Annotated in this window: 18 protein-coding genes and 1 pseudogene; 2 read left to right on the forward strand and 17 right to left on the reverse strand. The window is 42.7% G+C overall.

From position 1 onward, the window contains the following. Positions 1–95: 95 nt before the first annotated feature. From RTX25_RS13025 to RTX25_RS13055, 7 genes and pseudogenes are all read right to left on the reverse strand, one after another. Positions 96–980 (reverse strand): GNAT family N-acetyltransferase, encoded by an 885-nt coding sequence (locus RTX25_RS13025; RefSeq protein ID WP_312654347.1) that lies wholly within the window; start codon positions 978–980, stop codon positions 96–98. Positions 981–1,087: 107 nt separating this feature from the next. Then, entirely contained in the window at positions 1,088–1,624 is a 537-nt protein-coding gene (locus tag RTX25_RS13030; RefSeq protein WP_312654348.1) for an ECF transporter S component, read from the reverse strand. 103 nt (positions 1,625–1,727) lie between these two features. Further along, a pseudogene (locus RTX25_RS13035) lies at positions 1,728–3,658 on the reverse strand (bifunctional 4-hydroxy-3-methylbut-2-enyl diphosphate reductase/30S ribosomal protein S1). Positions 3,659–3,874: 216 nt separating this feature from the next. After that, positions 3,875–4,225, reverse strand: a complete 351-nt coding sequence (aroH, locus tag RTX25_RS13040) for a chorismate mutase (RefSeq protein WP_312654349.1) — start codon at positions 4,223–4,225, stop codon at positions 3,875–3,877. Beyond that, positions 4,222–5,436, reverse strand: coding sequence for an NAD(P)/FAD-dependent oxidoreductase (locus RTX25_RS13045; RefSeq protein ID WP_312654350.1), 1,215 nt, complete (start codon positions 5,434–5,436; stop codon positions 4,222–4,224). The genes aroH and RTX25_RS13045 overlap by 4 nt, the downstream gene beginning before the upstream one ends. A 107-nt stretch (positions 5,437–5,543) precedes the next feature. Continuing rightward, positions 5,544–6,899 carry an NADP-specific glutamate dehydrogenase gene (gene gdhA / locus RTX25_RS13050; RefSeq protein ID WP_397428558.1) on the reverse strand — a complete coding sequence of 452 codons (1,356 nt, stop codon included), beginning with the start codon at positions 6,897–6,899 and terminating at the stop codon, positions 5,544–5,546. Positions 6,900–7,166: 267 nt separating this feature from the next. Next, on the reverse strand, positions 7,167–8,024 hold the full coding sequence (locus tag RTX25_RS13055) for a MurR/RpiR family transcriptional regulator (protein ID WP_312654352.1): 858 nt from the start codon (positions 8,022–8,024) through the stop codon (positions 7,167–7,169). A 289-nt stretch (positions 8,025–8,313) separates the two neighbouring features. On the opposite strand from RTX25_RS13055, the gene RTX25_RS13060 reads away from it, so the two are divergent. Further along, positions 8,314–8,568 carry a hypothetical protein gene (locus RTX25_RS13060; RefSeq protein WP_312654353.1) on the forward strand — a complete coding sequence of 85 codons (255 nt, stop codon included), beginning with the start codon at positions 8,314–8,316 and terminating at the stop codon, positions 8,566–8,568. A gap of 122 nt (positions 8,569–8,690) precedes the next feature. Here RTX25_RS13060 and RTX25_RS13065 read toward each other — a convergent pair whose 3' ends face one another. Further along, positions 8,691–10,505 (reverse strand): heme NO-binding domain-containing protein, encoded by a 1,815-nt coding sequence (locus tag RTX25_RS13065; protein WP_312654354.1) that lies wholly within the window; start codon positions 10,503–10,505, stop codon positions 8,691–8,693. 220 nt (positions 10,506–10,725) lie between these two features. Between RTX25_RS13065 and RTX25_RS13070 the strand changes: the two genes are divergently transcribed. Next, positions 10,726–11,985, forward strand: coding sequence for a hypothetical protein (locus RTX25_RS13070; RefSeq protein WP_312654355.1), 1,260 nt, complete (start codon positions 10,726–10,728; stop codon positions 11,983–11,985). A gap of 70 nt (positions 11,986–12,055) precedes the next feature. Here the strand turns inward: RTX25_RS13070 and scpB are convergent, their stop codons facing one another. The 9 genes from scpB to recN form a co-directional block, all read right to left on the reverse strand. Continuing rightward, complete coding sequence (scpB, locus tag RTX25_RS13075; protein ID WP_312654356.1) at positions 12,056–12,685, reverse strand: SMC-Scp complex subunit ScpB; 630 nt, start codon at positions 12,683–12,685, stop codon at positions 12,056–12,058. Further along, positions 12,675–13,415 carry a segregation/condensation protein A gene (locus tag RTX25_RS13080; RefSeq protein WP_312654357.1) on the reverse strand — a complete coding sequence of 247 codons (741 nt, stop codon included), beginning with the start codon at positions 13,413–13,415 and terminating at the stop codon, positions 12,675–12,677. Before RTX25_RS13080 ends, scpB begins: the two co-directional genes overlap by 11 nt. A gap of 148 nt (positions 13,416–13,563) precedes the next feature. Further along, positions 13,564–14,865: a pyrimidine-nucleoside phosphorylase gene (locus tag RTX25_RS13085; RefSeq protein WP_312654358.1), complete on the reverse strand. Its 1,302-nt coding sequence runs from the start codon at positions 14,863–14,865 to the stop codon at positions 13,564–13,566. 7 nt (positions 14,866–14,872) lie between these two features. Further along, positions 14,873–15,688 (reverse strand): purine-nucleoside phosphorylase, encoded by an 816-nt coding sequence (locus RTX25_RS13090; protein ID WP_312654373.1) that lies wholly within the window; start codon positions 15,686–15,688, stop codon positions 14,873–14,875. A 56-nt stretch (positions 15,689–15,744) separates the two neighbouring features. Further along, on the reverse strand, positions 15,745–16,911 hold the full coding sequence (locus RTX25_RS13095) for a phosphopentomutase (protein ID WP_312654359.1): 1,167 nt from the start codon (positions 16,909–16,911) through the stop codon (positions 15,745–15,747). Positions 16,912–16,928: 17 nt separating this feature from the next. After that, positions 16,929–17,804 (reverse strand): tyrosine-type recombinase/integrase, encoded by an 876-nt coding sequence (locus tag RTX25_RS13100; protein WP_312654360.1) that lies wholly within the window; start codon positions 17,802–17,804, stop codon positions 16,929–16,931. After that, entirely contained in the window at positions 17,804–18,331 is a 528-nt protein-coding gene (locus RTX25_RS13105; RefSeq protein ID WP_312654361.1) for an NUDIX hydrolase, read from the reverse strand. The genes RTX25_RS13100 and RTX25_RS13105 overlap by 1 nt, the downstream gene beginning before the upstream one ends. A 204-nt stretch (positions 18,332–18,535) precedes the next feature. After that, positions 18,536–19,333, reverse strand: a complete 798-nt coding sequence (spo0A, locus tag RTX25_RS13110; protein ID WP_312654362.1) for a sporulation transcription factor Spo0A — start codon at positions 19,331–19,333, stop codon at positions 18,536–18,538. Between the two features lie 61 nt (positions 19,334–19,394). After that, the gene (recN, locus tag RTX25_RS13115) at positions 19,395–21,083 is read right to left on the reverse strand and encodes a DNA repair protein RecN (RefSeq protein WP_312654363.1); all 1,689 of its coding nucleotides are present in this window, start codon (positions 21,081–21,083) and stop codon (positions 19,395–19,397) included. Position 21,084 lies beyond the last annotated feature (1 nt).

Below are 21,084 nucleotides of genomic sequence, written 5' to 3' on the forward strand. Positions count from 1 at the left end.
AAAAGAAAAGCAGTCAAAGTTTTTCAACTCTAACTACTTTGTCTACAGTCTGAGACGGCCGTTGGCCGTCTTTTGTTCTGTTCCTATTCATTTTATCACGTGCAGTAGTATATCCATGTACATGTGCTCTCATCATCGATGAATCCCACAGAATGATACAGATTGACTGCGCTTTCATTATCTTCATTCACTTCAAGAAGAAGCGTTTCGATTCCGTATTCTTTTGCCTTCGCCAGTATGGTGAGAAGAAAGGTTTTTGACAGCCCTTTTCCTCTATACTCCGGGATCAGTCCAAAATTGACCAGAAAATACTGACTGTTATTGGTTGTTACCTGACCATAGCCGATATATTTTCCACCATACAAATAAAAAAAGCTCAGTTCCGGGATGTAGGATTTCTTGGATACCTCAATGAGAATGTCCGTTGTATTGATGGGCATTCTATATTTGTTATCGAATATCTGATTCTGGATATCGACTCTCGCCTTGATATCTTCTATTTTAAATTTCTTTATCAGAGCTTTATCGTACGGCAGGTCAACCTGATCAAGAGATAAAACCATCTTAAGAATGCCTCGGCGCATTTTATAGCCCATGCGTGTCAGAATATCCTTATTAACTTCATTTTGAAGTGCAAGATACTCAAACTGATGGATATCAAGATGTTGTGGCAGGGATTCCCTGAATTGGTCCATAATTCCGGAAAAAACCACTCCTTCATAATCTTCAATGTTTCCAATAGGTATGATACTTCTCACTTTGACGTTATAGTTTCTTGTTTCGGACCAGATAATCATAAATGGTCTGTCAACAAATTTTATGATTCTCGCACCCGAACGATACTGTATTTTATTGAACAACGAACTTCTGCTGTAAAAATCAATAAGGCTCTCATTGAGTTCATTGAATTTGTCATATTGCAGCAGATCATCTCTATAGAGCTGTAAGTCTTTTGCCGTTAATTGTTCTGTTGAAAACATATCCCTACTCCTATCCATTCAATCGGAATCAGTGCTTATCTGAATTAAAAATATTATATCATATCAGATATAGATAATGCATAGAAAAAGAAAGGGGTATATTATCTTCAGATTGAACTGATCCTTCGCTTAAGCATTTTATACAATGCTATTGCGATAGCACCGCCGAGAACTGCCGTAATGAACTGAGGCAATCCCATACTGACAGCAAGTTTCTCCTTGACAGGCTGAGGAATACCGATGGCGATAAGATCAATCAGTATCGTTGCACTGAAATAGAGAAACAGAAACTTCACGAGACTGGCCGTCAGTACACCTATAGATTCACCAAACCTCTGCTTTCTGAAAAATGAAAATATAAGGACATAAAGGAAATTTCCCAGTGCAATAAAAGGAATAAAAGGAGCCATGGGCGATGCCAGTACTCCGGTAAAAAAGGCGAGTAACGGTGTCAGAACCCCTATGAGCATTGCCCATCTGACGCTCGAAAAATAAACTGCCAGAAGTAGTACGGCATTTACAATAGGTCCTACGAACAACTGATTGATTTGAGGTATACTCTTTCCAAGGATCTGGATCATCACTGCAAGAGTGAGCAACAATGCAGCAGTAATCATGTTTTGTGTTTCTTTAGAAATATTCATCCCTTACCCTCATTTCGTTGATATGATATTAATATTATATCATTCCTCCGGCAATATTGTTCAATAAAAAAGACCTCAGTAAACTGAGGTCCTGAATATGTCCTTATTCGATTGCCTTAATGCTTAAGGAAACCTTCTTGTTTTCTTCTGATGAGTCAAGAATCTTAACCTTAACGGTTTCGCCGATAGTAAGTACTTCTGATGGTGACTCTACTCTCTGATGTGAGAGCTGTGAAATATGGGCAAGACCATCCACGCCTGGTTCCAGTTCGATGAAAGCACCGAAATCTGTAAATCTGACTACCTTACCTAAAACTACACTACCTTCAGGATACTTTTCTTCTATACGGGTCCATGGATTTTCTGCAAGAGCTTTTAAGCTCAGTGATAATCTCTTTCTCTCATTGTCTAAAGCGATGACCTTGACCTTTAATTCTTCGCCGACCTTTAGAACGTCGCTAGGCTTTCCAACCTTGCCATAGGAGATTTCTGATACATGCAGTAATCCGTCAACACCATTGACATTGACAAATGCACCGAAGTCGGTCAGTCTTTCGACATGACCTTCAAGAACCTGTCCAACTTCAAAGTTGTCCCAGGCTGCTGATTCCTCAACCTGTCTGTCTTCCTGAAGCTTCTTTCTTCTTGAAGCAACTATTCTAGTAGTGCCTCTCTTTTCTTCCACTTCAATGATGTTTACTTCCAGTTCCTGTTCCTTATATACGGAAAGATCTCTTACTGAATGAAGTTCAAGATGAGATGCCGGAATAAATACTCTCTGTCCAAGATAGGTTGCAACAACTCCACCCTTGACATCATCCTTAACCTTGACCTTGATTGTCTCGTTGTTTTCAAATGCCGCTCTAAGATCTCTGATTGCTTCTTCTCTATGCATTTCTACCATAGAAAGGATAAAGAATGAATCATTTTCCTGTGGTCTTCTGATGACCTTGGCTTCGATTTCCTGACCTAACTGAAGAACCTCTGTAAGGTTTCCTTCAGAATCGGCAGTTGCTTCTTCAATGACAAGTTTCCCGTCATGACTAGCACCAACCATGGCTACTATTGCTTCTTTATCATCCAGCTGGATGATTTTTCCCTTGATGATCTGGCCGATTCTCACTGGCTTGTCATAAAGGTCCATCAGATCCTGCATTGACATTTCGTTTTCATTGTTTTCGATGTTGTTGTTGTTATCCATCATAAGTTTTCCATTGCCTCCTTAATTATCCATTCGGGTGTGGATGCACCTGCAGTTATCCCTACCTTCACTGCATCTTTAATTTTTTCTTTGACCGGTCCCAGATCGTCCGCATTTTCAATGAGGAATGTCAGGGCACAGTTCTTCTTACAAATTTCGTAGAGCTTTGTCGTATTGGAACTGGATTTACCACCTATGACAATCATGGCATCCACTTCTCTGGAAATTTCTTCCGCAGACTTCTGTCTGTCTTCAGTCGCTTTACAAATGGTATTGAAAGCGATAAATTCCTTAGAAGTTAGAGCAATATTGCCAATAAGTCTTCTCCAGTTTTCCTGTTTTTCTGTAGTCTGAGCAACTACACAGATTTTTCCTTTCAGCTGAAAATCAAAATCTCCTGTTTTTGTGATATAAGCACTGTTCTCGCAGTATCCATTTATACCGATGACTTCAGGATGGTTCTCATCACCTAGTATAATGATCTTATACCCTTTACCATGATATTCTTTGACCTTCTTCTGAATATTTATAACATAAGGGCAAGTTAAATCGATAATTTCAACATTTCTTGCCTTAAGTTCATCATAGATCGCCATGGCAACACCATGGGTTCTGATTATGACTGTATCATTTTCCTTTAGAAATGGAATATCATTGAGAGAAATCTCATTTATACCCTTTTCCGCAAGTTTATTGGTCACATCAGTATTATGAATGAGTGGCCCTAAGGTATAGGTTTTACCTTCAGTCTTAATGAATCGGAATGATTCATCAACGGCTCGATCCACTCCAAAACAGAAACCGGAGTTTTTCGCTCGAATAATCTCTCTCATCTTTCTCCTTTTTCCAGTACTAATGTCTTAACATCTTGAATTATAACATAAATGGAGAATTGATAAAAAGTCTCTTCATAATATATTCTCGATGTTTCTAAAATGTACAAATACTCAATCTTTGTACCATAAACGTTACCTTAAATATTATACTCTATTTTCATACTTTTAGCTACAATTTGAAGCCTGGTTAACAATAATGATACATAATTCGTATTATGAACCAAGATCGGGTCTTAGTTTCTTTGCTGCATGAAGATAGACATGATGCGGTTTAAAGCAGTCATCATAATGAATCAACACTCTGATACATAGGTTAAGTGATTCTGTTACGTACATTTCCTGAAAATGTAGAATTGCCACGTCGCTGAAGTCCATTGCATCTCGAAGAAATCTCCCTGGATAGGCACTTCTCACATCTTCTGTTGCTGAAAAGAGTACAGAAACTATTTTCTCTTTTTTCAGATCATTTCGAAGCATGATTTCTTTCATTAGTTCCACTGTAGCCTTTTCGATCTCTTCACTGGTATCTCTATCAATTGTCGTTGCACCTCTTATTCCAATCATAATGCATCACCTGCAGCGTAACCGGTGGAGAAAGCGATCTGCAGGTTGTATCCTCCAGTCACGGCATCTACATCAATCATTTCTCCGGCAAATGAAAGGTTGGAAATAATTTTGGATTTCATTGTACTTGGATCAATTTCCTTAACACTAACTCCACCCCGGGTGATGATGGCTTCATTAATGGATTTGGTTCCGCTGACATGCACTTCAAAATTCTTCAGAAGATGTACCAGTCCGCTTCTCTCCTCTTTTGTTATGCTGTTACATTTTTTGTCCGGATCGATCCCTGATAAAGAAATGATCACCGGGATCAGTTTTGATGGCAGAAGATCCCCAAGCGAATTTTTGAAGTCTTTGTTCTGATATTTGATCAGATCTCTTTGAACCCTATTATCCAGTTCTTTGAATTCCAGTCCAGGTTTAAAATCAATGATTCCTAATGATTCACCTTCTGTATAATATGCTGATGCTGAAAGTACTAGTGGACCACTGATTCCAAAATGTGTAAAGAGCAGTTCGCCGATATCACTGAAAACTTCTTTCTTTCCCTTTGTAAGTGTGAATCGGACATTCTTAAGGCTTAGTCCCTGCAGTTCCTTAGGAAATGATTCCTTTAGTACCAGAGGAATGAGAGAAGGTCTTATGGGAGAGATTGTATGCCCGATTTTTTCTGCAAGCTTAAATAGGCTACCATCGGATCCTGTTCCAAAATATGAGCTTCCGCCTCCTGCAAATATATACCAGTCTCCTTTGATTATTCCTTTATTCGTCACCAGATGGCTGATTTTTCCGCCATTTAGAACCACATCCTCCACGAATGTATGTAATCGAACATCAACCTGTTTCAGAATCAGTTCTTTTTTAAACACATCAATTACATCATATGACTGATCAGAAACCGGGAATACCCTATTACCACGTTCCACCTTCAGGTTAAGACCGCGTTCATTCAGAAAAGTCATCAGGTTCTCATTGGTAAAACTGTATAGTGCACTGTAAAGAAATTCCTTGTTTCTAGGGATATGCTGAAAAAAATCACTGATATCTTTGCTATTTGTCACATTGCATCTGCCCTTTCCTGTGATGAACAGCTTTTTCCCAAGCTTTTCATTTCGTTCGAGCAGAATGACCTTGTTGGACTTTTTTTCGGCAGCTCTTATTGCCGCCATCATACCGGCAGGCCCACCACCGACAACTACTATATTCATCAATTCACGTCCTTATGGTTCCGTCTTTTTGAAAGAACCCCTGATAATCTTCTTCAATCATAAAATAAAGGCTTGCATACATGCAAGCCTTTATCATCATACTTTGAATTTTAATAATTTCCCTGAGCAACCATTGCCTTTGCAACCTTATCGAAGCCGGCGATGTTAGCACCTGCAACCAGGTTGTATCCGAATCCGTAGAATTCAGCAGCATCCTTAGCATTCTTATGAATATTCTTCATAATCTGGTGAAGCTTAGCATCAACTTCTTCTTCAGTCCATGACAGTCTCATGCTGTTCTGTGACATTTCAAGTGCAGAAACTGATACTCCACCTGCATTCGCAGCCTTTGAAGGTCCAACTACAACTCCCTTTTCAAGGAAGTAGAATACAGCTTCATTGGTACATGGCATATTAGCGCCTTCACAGACATACTTGATGTCATTTTCAACAATCATCTTTGCATGCTCAATATGAATGTCGTTCTGTGTAGCACATGGCATGATGATGTCTACTTTTCTAGCCCATGGCTTTTCTCCTGGGAAGAATTCAACACCGAACTTGTCAGCATAATCCTTAACCTTATCTCTTCCGGAGTTTCTCATTTCTACAAGATAGTTGATCTTCTCATCTGTAGCTACGCCGTTCGGATCATAGATGTATCCGTCTGGACCTGATAGTGTTACAACCTTAGCGCCCAGTTCTGTCGCCTTCTTACATACTCCCCAAGTGACATTACCGAATCCTGAGGATGCGATTGTCTTACCAACCATTGAATCTCCGAGATTTTCCAGAATTTCGTTACAGAAATATACGATTCCGAAACCGGTTGCTTCTGGTCTGATCAGTGATCCGCCGTAAGGAATTCCCTTACCTGTCATTACACCATTCTGGAATGCGCCCTTGATTCTTCTATAATGACCATATAGGTATCCGATTTCTCTTGCTCCTACACCGATATCTCCAGCTGGTACGTCAACATCAGGACCTATGTGTCTATAAAGTTCAGTCATAAAGCTCTGACAGAATCTCAGGATTTCACCGTCTGACTTTCCTCTTGGATCAAAGTCAGAACCACCCTTACCTCCACCTATTGGAAGACCTGTAAGTGAATTTTTAAGTGTCTGTTCAAATCCCAGGAACTTCATGATGGATAAGTTTACTGATGGATGGAATCTTAAACCACCCTTGTAAGGTCCAATAACTCCGTTGAACTGTACACGGAATCCTCTGTTTACCTGAACGTTGCCGTGATCATCTTCCCATGATACTTTAAACATGATCTGTCTTTCTGGTTCAACGAATCTACCTAAAAGATTCATCTTCATATATTCCGGGAATTTGTCAAGAACAGGTTTAAGTGTAGGCAGAACCTCTTCCACTGTCTGAATAAATTCGGACTCATGAGGATTCTTTGATTTCACCTCATTGATGATTTTCTCGATGTACTCAGTAGAGCTAAGCATTGTACTTACCATTTTTTTACCCCCAAATTCTTTTTGCCGTGATTGTATTTGTTATTTATACGTTACAAGATTATTCTACACTGAAATCTGGGGATTTTCATCACTTTGACAAACTTTATGAACTTCCTATAAAAACCTTTACATCCTTATAGATAAGGTTAATTTTCATCAAATTTATTTAAGAAAAACATTTTATCGAATGTGTTTACGCAAAAAGTGTTATTCCGATAATTGTTCTCCATCCATCCGGGTCTGAATTCGTTGTCATCAGTTGAAGATATCATGTTTTTTCCATATCTCTTCCAAAGTACCGAAGATTTCTCCAACATGATCTTTTCTTTTCATCCCCACAGACACTATGACAGCATTGATTACACTTAGCGGTGCAACGAGAGAATCCACAAAAGAGGCCATATTGCTCTGTGCGATCAGACTGTAATCTGCACGGGAAGCCAATGGTGATAAGAGACTATCTGTTATAACGCCTACCTTAGCGCCTCTGCTCTTAGCAAAATCGAGAGCTTCGATTGTTTTCTGGGAATATCTGGGGAAACCGATTCCTATGACAAGATCCTTATCACTCAGTTTAATCATCTGTTCGAATATATCGCTGTATCCCTGGTGAACAGACTTTACATTGTCCAAAAATAGATTAAGATAGAATGCCAGAAAGTCCGCAAGGGTATTTGAACTCCTCAGTCCGATGATATAGATGTTCTTCGCTTCAAAAATCGCATTGATCATCTCTTCAAAAGTTCGTTCGTTTATTTTTTCAAGGGTTGCGCGGATGTTTTCCATATCTGCCTTTAAAACGCCCTTTAAAGCATTTTCAGGGTCGACGAGACTGTTTGTGAGTTCAAGTCTCTGGACGGTCGTGAGTTTGACTTTGACAATATCCTGAAGCGACTTCTGAAGTTCAGGATAACCCTCATACCCCAGTTCATTTGCAAATCGAACTACTGTTGATTCACTGACTCCGACACTGGTACCAAGTTTTGAAGCTGTCATGAATGCAGCCTTGTCGTATTGTTTCAGAATGAATTCTGCAATAAGCTTCTGCCCTTTGCTGAGCTTGTTGTACTTACTTTGGATGATCCGCATAAGGTCATCTCTGTTCCCTTCCATTCTCTTTTATCCTCCAATGTGTGTTATTGATAATCATATTATATCCTCTTGTTGTATTTATTGGTAATGTTTTAATCAACTATATTATCTATTATGCAAAAGTCTTTTTAGTTGACAATAATCTCTTGCTCCATATTAAATATTATGTAAAGTAAACCTGATGTGCATTCAATAGAGAACTGCAGACATTACCGGATCTTGGTGTAACCTACAGACTCGAGACGACAGGTAAAGAAACTCAGTTCGGGAATCTGTCGGAACTGATTGCAATAAGCAGAGAAGTGCCCACATGGGAAATCTGTGTGGACTTTTCCCATATCCATCCCAATATAACGGTACGCTTAGATTTTATGATGCTTTTTCCCGTATACTAGTGCAGATCAGGACTGATCTTGGTCAGAAAGCTCTGAATGACATGCATATTCATATTTCCGGCATCAATTACGGACCAAAGGGCGAGAAAAATCATCTCCCTATGCTGGAAAGCGACTTTCTATTTAAAGAATGTCTTCAGGCTCTGAAAGCATTCAATGCCGGTGGTTAGGTCATCTGTGAAAGTACTAATCTTGAACTTGATGGAATTTTATTGAAAGACTATTACACGTCATCATAAAAAGCATGTCTGATCATATAGAAGATCAGACATGCTTTTATCATTATGCGTTCTTAGAGATTATATCTACGAAGTTCGTTCTTCAGAAAGAGCACCACTTTTTCCAGTTCAGTAATATTTTCTGTCAGACTGGCTATTTCAGTGGTAAAACTGGTCACATTTGCACTCATTTCCTGTGAAGATGCCGAATTTTCCTCCGCTATAGCCGCAAGTTTAATGACGTTGTCAAAGACATGATTGATTTTATCCGTTTCCGTCGAAAGCTGATCAGAAATCTCCGAGATTGAATCCGATACAGCATGAATTCTCCTCGAAGCATCTCTGCTGTCCATAGCTACGATTCCCATGGTCTTCGTACCCTGGTCCAGTTCACCGTACTGGTTATTGACCTCAGCAACCATATCATTCACACCGGATATGAACTGATTCAGATTTAGATTGATTGTGGTGACCGCATCTTTGGAATCTTCTGCAAGCTTTCTGATTTCCTCAGCAACAACACTGAATCCTCTTCCCATTTCTCCCGCTCTCGCGGCTTCAATTGAGGCATTAAGAGCAAGAAGGTTTGTCTGCTCCGCAATACTCTCCACTGTACTCACGATGCTGATCATATCTTTGACTTTGATACCGAGCTCTTTTCCATGATCATTGACCTTAGAAAAGTTGTTCTTTACAAGATTAAGATTACCTGATACTTTCTCCAGATCCCCAAAAGACTGTTCAATCTGTTTAACAGCCTCTTCAAGGTTTGCCTTCCCTTCCAGCTCCTTATCGCTGATGCGGTTCAGTGTCTCGATATTTTCAGACAATATACTCACAGAAATCTCCGTTTCTGTCGCTTGATGCATAGCGCCTTCAGCAACCTCTTCCACCGCGCTAGCAATCAGCTCCGAAACATCACTCAGATTTCCCGCCACCTTTGAAAACTTACCCGTGAAGGAATAAAGATCATCCATCCCTCCCCTGTAGTAGGTAAATTCCTCCCTCAGCACTGACTTCATTTCCGAAACTTTTTCATACAGGCTCTCGATCTGATCTCCGCTTCTCACAGTCAGTTCCTGGGCCAGATTTAGCTTCTCAATTTCCTCGAGCTCATTCGTGAGATCCCTCAGCGGTTTTAATACCGGTTTTGAGATAAGGTAGACGCTGAGAAAAACCGTTAGCGGCACAGCGATGAGCAGCACCTGTTCGCTTCTCTCTGATAGGGCAAAAACAAGCCCACAGGAAATTAAAGCAGGCAGCAAGGCGAGCTTTACACTTATGGACTTTATAACTCCCAGTGAAAGCATTTTTGAAAAGCTGTATCTTTTCATTCTTTTCGGTGTCTTTTCAAACTTCAGGTTGATCTTCACCACATGAGTATCCTTATTTTCCACAGTTTCTTCGACGATCCGGGCTTCGATTTTTTCATGGAAATATTCACCCACACCCTCTATAAGACCCATGAGATAATGATGAAGACCTCTGGTGGACTTATAGACCATCTGGAAATTTCTGTCGTCTATGGGAACCGGAATAAGTCTTGGGGGTCTGGTTCCAGGAATCATCTTCGTCAGTTGTGTATGCACCTTATCCATGAGCATGAGAAACCCCATAGCCGTATTGGTTTCAAAATAGGACGGAAACCAGTCATGGAATGAGCTGATGTTGTTTCTGCCAAGATTATGCCATAGCTCCTCTGATCTTATCCCCTGATTCTTTGCAAAGGCATCAATAAGCGCTTTGATCTTCACATCTTCAATTTCTTCAAGCGGTGTGATCAGTCTGTCCGGATTCCATCCGTTTGCCCGAAGAACCTCATCCTTTGTATTCTCTCCATATAATCTGCCGATGGTGCTTAGCCATATGCTTACTACTGTACCTTTCATTTATGTCTCCTTATGCTGTAATTTCGTTTCAAACGATTATTTCTGTCTCTATATTAGTCGGATGATATCTCTTAAAATTAAGTGTTTCTGACTTTTCCCTTGTGATTTTGAAGAATCATCTATTTTTAATACAATTTTCACTTTTATTTGGTATATATCTTATAGACACATCTACTCAGGTACTCGACACTGCCGATATACGGATGAAAGGATGCAACCCATGAAAAATAGAGATGAAATACTGGATCAAGGCACATTACTGGAAAATGCACTGGAAGATTTTGCAAAGTCCTCCTGCAGTCCTTTTGCCGATACTAAGAAAGTTTCCATTCTGGAGAAGATGGTCAATGAACGCGAAGCCAGAAAGATCATTGAGAAATCCATGAAGAAGCTGGAGCCTTTCCGAGAAAAGAGTATGGATACCCTAAGCGATGAGGAGAAGAATGAAATCAGATTTCTTTTTATCGGTCTAGCGGAAGAGATGGACAGGAAGAAGATTTTCTTCGATGAACCGTTTCTGACTTATTTCATGCGGAGCGGTTATCTTGACTCCACCGATATCTTCTTTTCCAGTGCCAGATCCCATGATTCGTCTCTGGAATTTACAGATCTTTTCCAGGCGGTGAGAAATGTGTGGATTATGAATTCCCTTCAGCTTCTCTTCGATATCCCGATCAGAATGACACCTTCGATTTTTTCCTACAGCATGCTCTATCCCTATACCGACAACTATCTCGATGATCCCGGTATTTCTCTAGAAGAGAAACGGCACTTCAACACCCGGCTTCAGATGGTTCTTGAAGGAAATACACCTCCGGATGTCACTCCGGAAGAGACGAAGATTTTCACTATGATTCATAATATTGAAAAAGAGTATCCAAGAAATGAATACCCCGGAATCTACAAGAGTCTTCTGCTGATTCAGGATGCACAGGTGTACAGCATGTCTCAGGGAAGTCAGAACAGACTTTCACCCAACATCATCATGCCCATCAGCTTCTACAAAGGCGGAACTTCCGTGCTCGCTGATGCCTACCTTTGCAAGGGGCATCTGAATCAGATGGAAATGGAATTTGCCTATGGCTACGGCGCCTTCCTTCAGCTCATGGATGATTTTCAGGACATCGAGACCGACCGTAATGCGCAGCACTGGACTCTTTTCAGTGTGAAGAATAAGGAGGAGATCTTCGATAATGAAATACATAAGCTCCTCTGCTACATCCTGAAAGTCGTCGACAAACACACCTTCGGTACACCGGATGAGGCGATGCTCAAACGTATCATCAAAGAATGTACAAGAATGATGATCGGCGAGGTGATCGGCAAAAACCCGCATCTGGTTTCGGAGAAGCTCTATAAGAATATCGAGAGCACATCCAAAGTGAGACTGAGCTTTTATAAGGAATATGGAGAGAAATTCTCGGAAGCCCTATCCAGATGGGACAAAAATGCCCTTCAAAGCTCTTCTTCCATAAGATAGCGGCTATTTCCCCCACTAATCATAAGACGCCTTAAACAGACGATGATCTCTGTTTAAGGCGTCTTCAGTATTATTCTTCTTCAAAGAGTTCGATTTCGTCTTTTTCGGCTTCTTTCTTCTTCTGATCCATCTCAAGGATACGCTGAGGAATTTCATGACCTTCTCTCATTTCTCTGATTGAACTGAATCCGAACTGGATCAGGAAATCATCTGTTGTACCGTAAAGCTTAGGTCTGCCTGGGGCATCTTTTCTGCCTACAGCCTTGATCAGACCTTTTTCCTGCAGTTTTGTGAGGACATAGTCGCTGTTTACTCCTCTGATCTCATCGATATCCACCCTTGTTACAGGCTGTTTGAATGCGATGATGGAAAGACATTCCAGTGCGCCTTTTGAGAGACTCTGCCTGTCGTTTACACCCAGAAGCTCCTTAAGATAATGGGTATTGCATTCTTTTGTACCCAGCTGGATTCTGTTTTCAAGTATCATCAGTCTGATTCCTCTTCTGCTGCCGCTCAGTTCTTCCTGAAGGCTTGCAATGACCTCATCAAGATCCTTTTCCCGAAGACTGAGAATCCGCATGAGATCTTTTTTTCTTACAGCTTCCCCTGCTGCAAAAAGTATGCTCTCAAGAGCGCTCACATAGGGCTCCACTTCAAGGAGACCTTCCATTTCAAGAACAGTATATAGTTTATCTTCCATCTTCTACCCCTTTTTCGATAATGATTTCAGAAAAGACTTCTTCCTGAGAGACTCTTATCCGTCTGTTTCTCGATAACTCGAGAATGGCCAGAAACAGCACGATTCTCTCGGCTTTTGACTTCATGCCCAGAAGAAGAGTGCTGAAACTGAATGTCGTGTTCCCTGCAAGAATCCTTTCCAGCTCCTCCATTTTGTCTTCAATCCTGAACTCTTCTCTCTCCAGGCTTCTGGTCCGGACAAAGCTTCTGTTTACCTTCTCCTTCTGTCTGTTCATCAGACTCTTGTAGGTGAGATACAGACTGTCCATAGTCACACCCTGCAGAAGCTGTTCCAGGGGAATCTCATCCTGTATGATGGTCTCCGCCCGTTTGGTGAAGATGAAGAGATCGCTGTTGAAACGCTCTCCGATCTTTTCAGCGATGATCTTGAACGCCTCATATTCTTCTATTCTAAGAACCAGTTTTTCCTTAAGTTCTTCTTCGTCAACGTCTTCCTTATGTCTAGGCAGCATTTCTCTTGATTTGATTTCAAGAAGCGTCGATGCCATGAGCAGAAACTCCGAAGCGATTTCAAGATCCAGTTCCTTCATGCTGTGCAGGTAGATGAGATACTGACTGGTGATCTCCGATATCCTGATTTCCTGAATCTTCATTTTGTTGACTTTCAGAAGATGCAGAAGGAGATCGAAAGGTCCTTCAAAATTTGTGATATTGATATTCAGGCTTTCCATGACATCCCCCACAAGACATATTTTCTCTTTCACCATTATACAGAAATTATCCCATAAAGAAAACAGGACATCCTCTGCTCTTTTTCTTCGGATGTCCTGTTTCCGTCAATATCCCTGACCTTTGACATGGGATCGGTTCTTTTATGCGCTAGCTGATGACATCCAGAATGAACGGTATGATCTCAGCTTCTTCTTCATTCACTTCATAAGCATCAAGCGCCTTGTCGTAGGCATCCTGATAGTTTTCTCTGTTGGTCAGAAGTGTGCAGAGGATATCCCCTTTGGATACCTTGTCGCCCACCTTCTTTTCCAGAGAGATTCCTGCAGCATAATCGATGATGTCTTCCTTGGTTTCTCTTCCTGCACCAAGAAGCATGGCTGCGGTCCCGATTTCCTGTGCCCGGATTTCGTGGACGTAGCCGTCTTTCTCCGAGATGACCGGAACACTGATTGCTGCAGTCGGAAGGGTCTCAGGATGAAGGATCTGGTCAGGATTTCCACCCTGGATCTTCACCAGTGTCTCAAGCTTTGTAAGGGCACTACCGTCAGCGATATTTTCAAGTATCGCTTTCTTCGCATCTTCCAGGCTGTCAAATGCCTTTCCAAGCACCGCCATATAGGAAGCGATGGTGACGCTCACATTGATGAGATCTTCACTGCCTTCACCCTTGAGCGCGGCTATGGCTTCTCTTACTTCATTGGCGTTGCCCACTTCCCTGCCCAGAGGCTCATTCATATTGGTGAGTACGGCAACTGTATTTCTGCCTAGACCCTTACCGATGGAAACCATAGCCTGTGCAAGCACTCTCGCCTCTTCAAGAGTCTTCATGAAGGCACCGTTGCCCACCTTGACATCCAGGACGATGGCATCGGAACCGGATGCGATTTTCTTGCTCATGATGGAACTTGCAATAAGCGGTACACTGTCCACTGTTGCGGTGACATCTCTCAGTGCATAGAGCTTCTTGTCTGCAGGCGTAAGATCGCCTGTCTGCCCCACGATGGCCATCCCGTACTGATTGACGTTATCTATGAACTTTTCCATGGTGAGGCTGATGTTGAAGCCGTCGATGCTTTCCAGTTTATCGATGGTACCGCCGGTATGCCCAAGTCCTCTTCCGCTCATCTTGGCAACGGGAATCCCGAGGGATGCCACCAAAGGAATGACGATGAGGCTGACCTTGTCTCCTACACCGCCTGTGGAATGCTTGTCCACTTTAACGCCTTTGATTGAGGAAAGATCGATCTGATCCCCCGATTCCACCATAGCCATGGTCAGCATCCGGGTTTCTTCTTCGTTCATGCCTTTGAAGTAGATCGCCATGAGCAGAGCGGAAATCTGATAGTCGGGAATCTTCCCTTGTGTATATCCGTTCACCACATAGTAGATCTCTTCCTGTGTAAGACTTCTGCCTTTTTTCTTCTTGTCTATGATCTCCAGTATATGCATCTTCTAATTACATCTCCTCTATAACTCTCGAAATGAGTGTGATAAAACTGTCTCTTACCCTAGCGGATACTTCGATGACTTCCTCATGATTCAACGGCTGATCAAGGATTCCTGAAGCCATATTTGTGATGCAGCTTACCCCTAGCACCTTCATACCGGAATAGTTCGCAACAATAGCTTCCGGTACTGTGGACATCCCTATGGCATCTGCACCGAGCGTTCTGTATGCCCTGATTTCGGCAGGAGTTTCATAGCTTGGTCCGGTATAGATGGCATATACCCCTTCCTTAAGCGGGATGTTCTCCTCTCTTCCGATTTTCTTCGCCAGTGCCATGAGGTCTCTGTTATAGACCCTTGACATATCCGGGAACCTCGGACCGAATTCGGAAAGGTTCTGTCCCATCAGGGGATTGTTCCCCGTGAAGTTCAGATGGTCTTCAATTAGCATCAGATCTCCAGGTGAAAGAGCCTTGTTTACACCTCCGCAGGCATTGGTGACGATGAGATTTTCGACGCCAAGTCTTCTCATGACAAATACCGGGAGAGTCACCTCTTTCATGGAGTATCCCTCGTAGTAGTGGAATCTTCCCTGCATCATGGCCACTTTTCTGCCTTTGTAGGTACCGAAAACGAACTGTCCTGCATGTCCTTCTACGGTTGATACAAGAAATCCGTCAATCTCGTCGTACCTGACAACGATTCTGTCTTCCACTTCATCCGCCATGGCACCAAGACCTGATCCTAAAATGACCAGGACCTCAGGTACATAGGGTACACGCTCCTTGATGAACGCACATATCTGATCGATTCTCTTCATATCCATATTCTTCTCCATATTCATATCCTCCAGCTGCTCCTTCTGACTTTACTGACTGTCTGTTACTGTATTTCCTTGAGGAAACTCTCTCCGTAGAGTTCATTCTCGATGTTGAGATAATCAAGGATCGTCTTTCCGATATCCGAGAATGTTCTTCGTACACCAAAATCCGCACCGGCTCTTATACTCTTTCCAAAGACAAGAATCGGAATATATTCTCTTGAATGATCTGTGGACTCTGTAGTCGGGTCACAACCGTGGTCTGCCGTGATGATGAGGATATCCTCGTCCTTCATCGTGTTCAGGATCTCCGGGAGTTTCCCGTCAAATTCTCTGATGGCGTTGTAGTAGCCTGTATAGTCGTTACGATGGCCGAACTGCATATCGAAATCAACTAGATTTGACCAGATGAGTCCAGGCATATCCTTTTCCATGAAATTAATGGTCTCACGTACCCCTTCAAGATTGTTCTTGGTGTGTACAGAGTGGGTGACACCGATCTTGTTGAACACATCTTCGATCTTTCCGACACACATGACATTGCTTCCCGCTTCTTTGACGTACTCGAGTATCGTCTTATTGAACGGATCCAGCGAATAGTCCTTTCTGTTGGATGTTCTTTTGAATGCTCCGTTTTCTCCTGTGAAAGGTCTGGCGATGACTCTGCCTACCTGCCAGTCACCAACGAGCATCTCTCTTGCGATCTCGCAGTATCTGTACAGCTCTTCCAGTGGAATTATGCCTTCATGAGCAGCGATCTGGAACACGGAATCCGCAGAGGTGTATATGATCGGATAACCTGTCCTCACATGCTCCTCGCCTAGTCTCTCAATAATTTCGGTGCCTGAAGCAACTTCATTTCCTATGGTCTTTCTGCCGATCTTTTCCTCAAATGCGTCCATGATTTCTTTGGAAAAACCGTTGGGGTAGGTATTGAGGGGTTTTTCCAGGATGACACCTGACATTTCCCAGTGACCGGTCACGGTATCCTTGCCAACAGAAAGCTCTGCAGATTTTCCATAAGCAGAAAGAGGTCTGTCCTGCTTCTTTACCCCTTCAAGCGGTGCGATGTTTCCGAGTCCTGATGCTTCAAGATTGGGAATATCCATTCCGCCTACAGCCTTCGCTATGTTTCCGAGTGTATTTGATCCCACGTCACCATATAGGTGCGCATCGGGCATTTCTCCGATTCCTACGGAATCCAGTACGATGAGTATCGCTCTTTTCATATTAATTTCTCCTCCTGTTAAGCCCTTGGATGGGCGTCATCATATACCTGTTTGAATTTTTTGTTTTTCACCAGCTTTAGATAAACTGCGGTCGCCTTGATGTCGTTATGGCCAAGAAGAAGGGACAGCGTGGTAAGATCCGCTCCTCCAGCAAGCATGTGCACCGCATAGGAATGCCTGAGGCTGTTGATGTTTATGCTCTTGTCCAGTCCGCAGGCCTGTGCATATTCCTTGAGGATCTTCCAGAGTCCCTGACGGGTCATCTTCTCTCCCCTCTGGGAAGGAAACAGAACCGATGAACCGATTACGGTATCCTTTCTCGACGCAAGATATTCTCTTAAGCTCGACACGGCAAAGGAACCTATGGGTATCAGTCTCTCCCTGTTCTTCTTTCCTTTGATGGAAATAAAGCCCCTTGAAAGGTCTACGTCCCTGTAGGTGAGATCGAGAAGCTCCGTGGCTTTAAGGCCTGTGGCATAGAGAAGCTCAAGGATGGCTCTGTCTCTTTTTCCTTTACGGGTCTTGACATCAGGTGTGTCGATCAGCATTTCCACCTCTTCTATGGAAAGAGGTTCGGGCAGATTTCTTTTGATCTCGGGAAGCTCGAAATAGAGAATCGGCGCTTCACGCACCTTGTTCTTCTTCCTGAGATACTTATAGAAATTGCGGATCGATACAAGATGTCTCGAAATGGTGGCTCTTGACATGTTGAAATCCAGAAGATAACCGATAAAATTCGATACTTCGATTTCGTTGAAATCCCCATAATCCAGTCCTTCATCCTGAAGAAAGGAAATGAGATGGGTGATATCGCGTCTGTAGGCATCTATGGTATTCGGTGACTTGTCCAGTCTCTTCAGTTCCTCGAGATAGTCCTTCAGAAAATCATCCATTACAGCAGTTTCGCCAGTGTATAAGCGGCCACACTCTTGAGGTCCTTGATCAGTCCTGATCTTAGCCCGTCCATGAACTCATCGTCAGTCATTCTTACGATGTCGATGAATTCGTCATCGTCCCCGCCTTTCTGTCCTTCATACAGCCCTTCAGCGATATAGAGATGAATGATTTCATCACTGTAGCCAGGGGATGTGGCATAGGCACCTAGGCTTGTGAGATTCTGGCACTTGTACCCGGTTTCCTCCTCCAACTCCTTGAAGGCATTCTCTTCGGGAGTCAAATTCTTTTCAAGTTTTCCTGCCGGCAGTTCAAGATAGGCTTCCTCCATGGGTTTTCTGAACTGTCTGACGAGGAGAATCTTCCCCTCCTCATCTTTGGCGAATATACAGACACCTCCGGGATGTCTTACAATTTCACGAAAAGCCGTATTGCCGTCGGCAAGGCTAACTTCATGGGTCTCCAGATTAATGATCTTGCCGTCATAAAGATTCTTCTTCAGAACGGTATCTTCCATGAACTCCATATGCTGTCTCCTTTACAAAAAAATGATAGAAAAAGACCCTGGGAGTTATCCGGGGTCTCAAAACGGTAGTCGTTTATTCAATTCACTACTCTATTTTACTACAAAAATGCTGGTGTGATAAGAGCGAAACAGCGCATAGAAGAAATATTATGTAAAGTTAAAATAATATTCACATAAAGATTATCCGCCTTCTGAGAGCTGACTTTAATCTTCTGTCGTCTGCCTGAGCCTGAATTTGTCGCTGATCAGTGCGATGAATTCAGAGTTCGTCGGTTTTCCTTTTTCGAAGTTCACATTAAACCCGCTGATGCTGTTGAGGTTTTCCAGCTGTCCTCTGTTCCATGATACTTCGATGGAATGCCTGATGGCTCTCTCCACTCTTGAAGAGGTGGTATTGAACTTGCCGGCGATGTTGGGATAAAGTTCCTTGGTCACTGCAGAGAGCAGCTCCACATTATCGATGACTTCAATGATGGCTTCCCGGAGATAGCTGTAGCCCTTTATATGGGGCAGGATTCCCGCTTCCTGCAGGATTGCGGATAGTTCGGTGGCGAGATCTCTTTTCGCGCTGCCTTCCTGAGTCTGGCTGAAATGAATCATATTCTCTTCACCTTCGGAAGTATCATGCTTCGCTTCGAAATAGCTTTTGATTCTGTTCTTCAGATGCTTCAGATCAATCCCCTTGACCATATAGTAGTCCGCACCGAGTGTAATGGCGGTGTTTGTGACCTTGTCATGGGAAATCGCCGAATAGACAATGATAATCGGCTTATCAGACATATTCTTCAGGGCTTCAAGTACCCCAAGACCGTCCAGTTCAGGCATGATGATATCAAGAAGAAGAACGTCCGGTTTCTCGTTTCTCACCACTTCCAGAGTTTCTACACCGTTCTTTGTCACCCCGACCACTTTAAAGTCTGAATCACTTCCAAGATATTCTTTGACTAAATTTCCGATATCCGCATTGTCGTCAGCAATTACGATTCTGATTTGCTTATTCATTAATTCACCTCTCTGTATTCATTATGTCATATCAACTGTCACAATATGTATATTATGGCATTTATTTCACTTTATGAGTATACTTTTCCTTGATTTTCTGCGTCTTTGCAATGATATCCTCCGCACTTCTCACCTGCGGATCGGAAATTGCGCTTCCCCCGATCATTTTAGCCAGCTCATCCGTCTTGCCGGAAAGATCGGCATCATTGACTTTGGTATAGGTTCTCTTATCTTCCTCATGCTTCGAGACCACCAGATGGTTATCCGAAAATGCGGCAATCTGGGGCAGATGGGTGACACAGAAAACCTGGAATGAATGAGAAAGGGAATACATTTTTTCACCGACCGCCTCAGCTATCCTTCCGCTGATCCCTGTATCGATTTCATCGAATATTACGGAAGGCGTCTTATCCTTGTCGATAAAGGCCACTTTCATGGAGAGCATGATACGTGACAGTTCACCGCCTGAAACTATTTTTTCCAGAGGTTTCATAGGTTCACCGGTATTTGTAGAAATGAGAAAGTGCACTTCATCCGTTCCTTTGGGTCCGATGATTTCTGTCCCGCTGATCTGCGCCATGAACTGGGCTTTTTCGAGACCGACAAACTTCAGCTCTTCATTGATCTTGCTGCTGAGGTTTTTCCCTCCGGAAACTCTTATCTTATGAATCTCACGGCCTGTTTCAAGCAGTCTGTGCCTGACCTTCTCGATATCCTGCCTCACTTTTATGATATGTTCCTCGGCATTGTTGAGATCATCATATTCTTTTCTGATCTTGTCATAGTATGCCAGAACGTCCTCGAGCTGTTCACCGTATTTCTTCTTATAAGTGCTGTAGATATAAAGTCTTTCATTGATCTCATTGAGTTCATCCTGGTCGTAATACACCTCATCTTTGTAATCGGTGATTTCTCTGAAGGTCTCCTGAAGCGTATAATAGGCGTTTTCCAGATTTTCGATGGGACCCTTGACCTTTTCATAATATTTCTCGATGGACTTGAGTGCATGCAGAGAGGTTGAAAGTGAAGAAAGTATACCTTCTTCGCTGCTGATGAGCTCATGCGCCTGTACAAGACCCGTCGAAATCTTTTCGGCATGGCTCAGCATGGAGAACTTTTCGGTCAGCTCTTTCTCCTCATCAGGCCGAAGTTTTGCTTTTTCGATATCTTCAATCTGGAATTTGAGGTAATCGATCAGCTTATCCCGGTCTGTGTTGCCGAGAAGCTTCTGCAGTTTTTCCTTAAGGCTGCTCAGATGCTCAAACTGCTCTGCATAATCACTAAATGCCTTTTTCTCGTAAAGATCGATGAAGCTGTCCAGATAATCCAGATGCTTTGTGCTGTCAAGAAGGTTCTGATTGTTATGCTGTCCGTGAATATCCAGAAGTTCTTTTCCCAGTTCCTTCAGAACACCCACAAGCACGCTTTTACCGTTGATTCTCGAACTGTTTCTGCCGTTGACGAAGCTTTCCCTTGAGAGAATGACTGTATCTTCATAAGGAATACCCTGGGCATCCAGAATGGCTTTAGCAGGTTCCTCCAGTGTGAATATCGCTTCCACATAGGTTGAATCGGCTCCGGTACGGATAAATTCCTTGCTGAACTTTTCCCCCAGAACAAAATTGATGGAGTCGATGAGTATGGATTTACCCGCTCCCGTTTCACCGGTCAGAATGGTGAATCCGTCATGGAATGAAAGTTCAAGATGGTCGATCAGCGCAAAATTTTTCACATTCAGCTGTATCAGCATT

Source organism: Proteiniclasticum sp., assembly GCF_032054185.1.
Lineage (GTDB): Bacteria > Bacillota > Clostridia > Clostridiales > Clostridiaceae > Proteiniclasticum.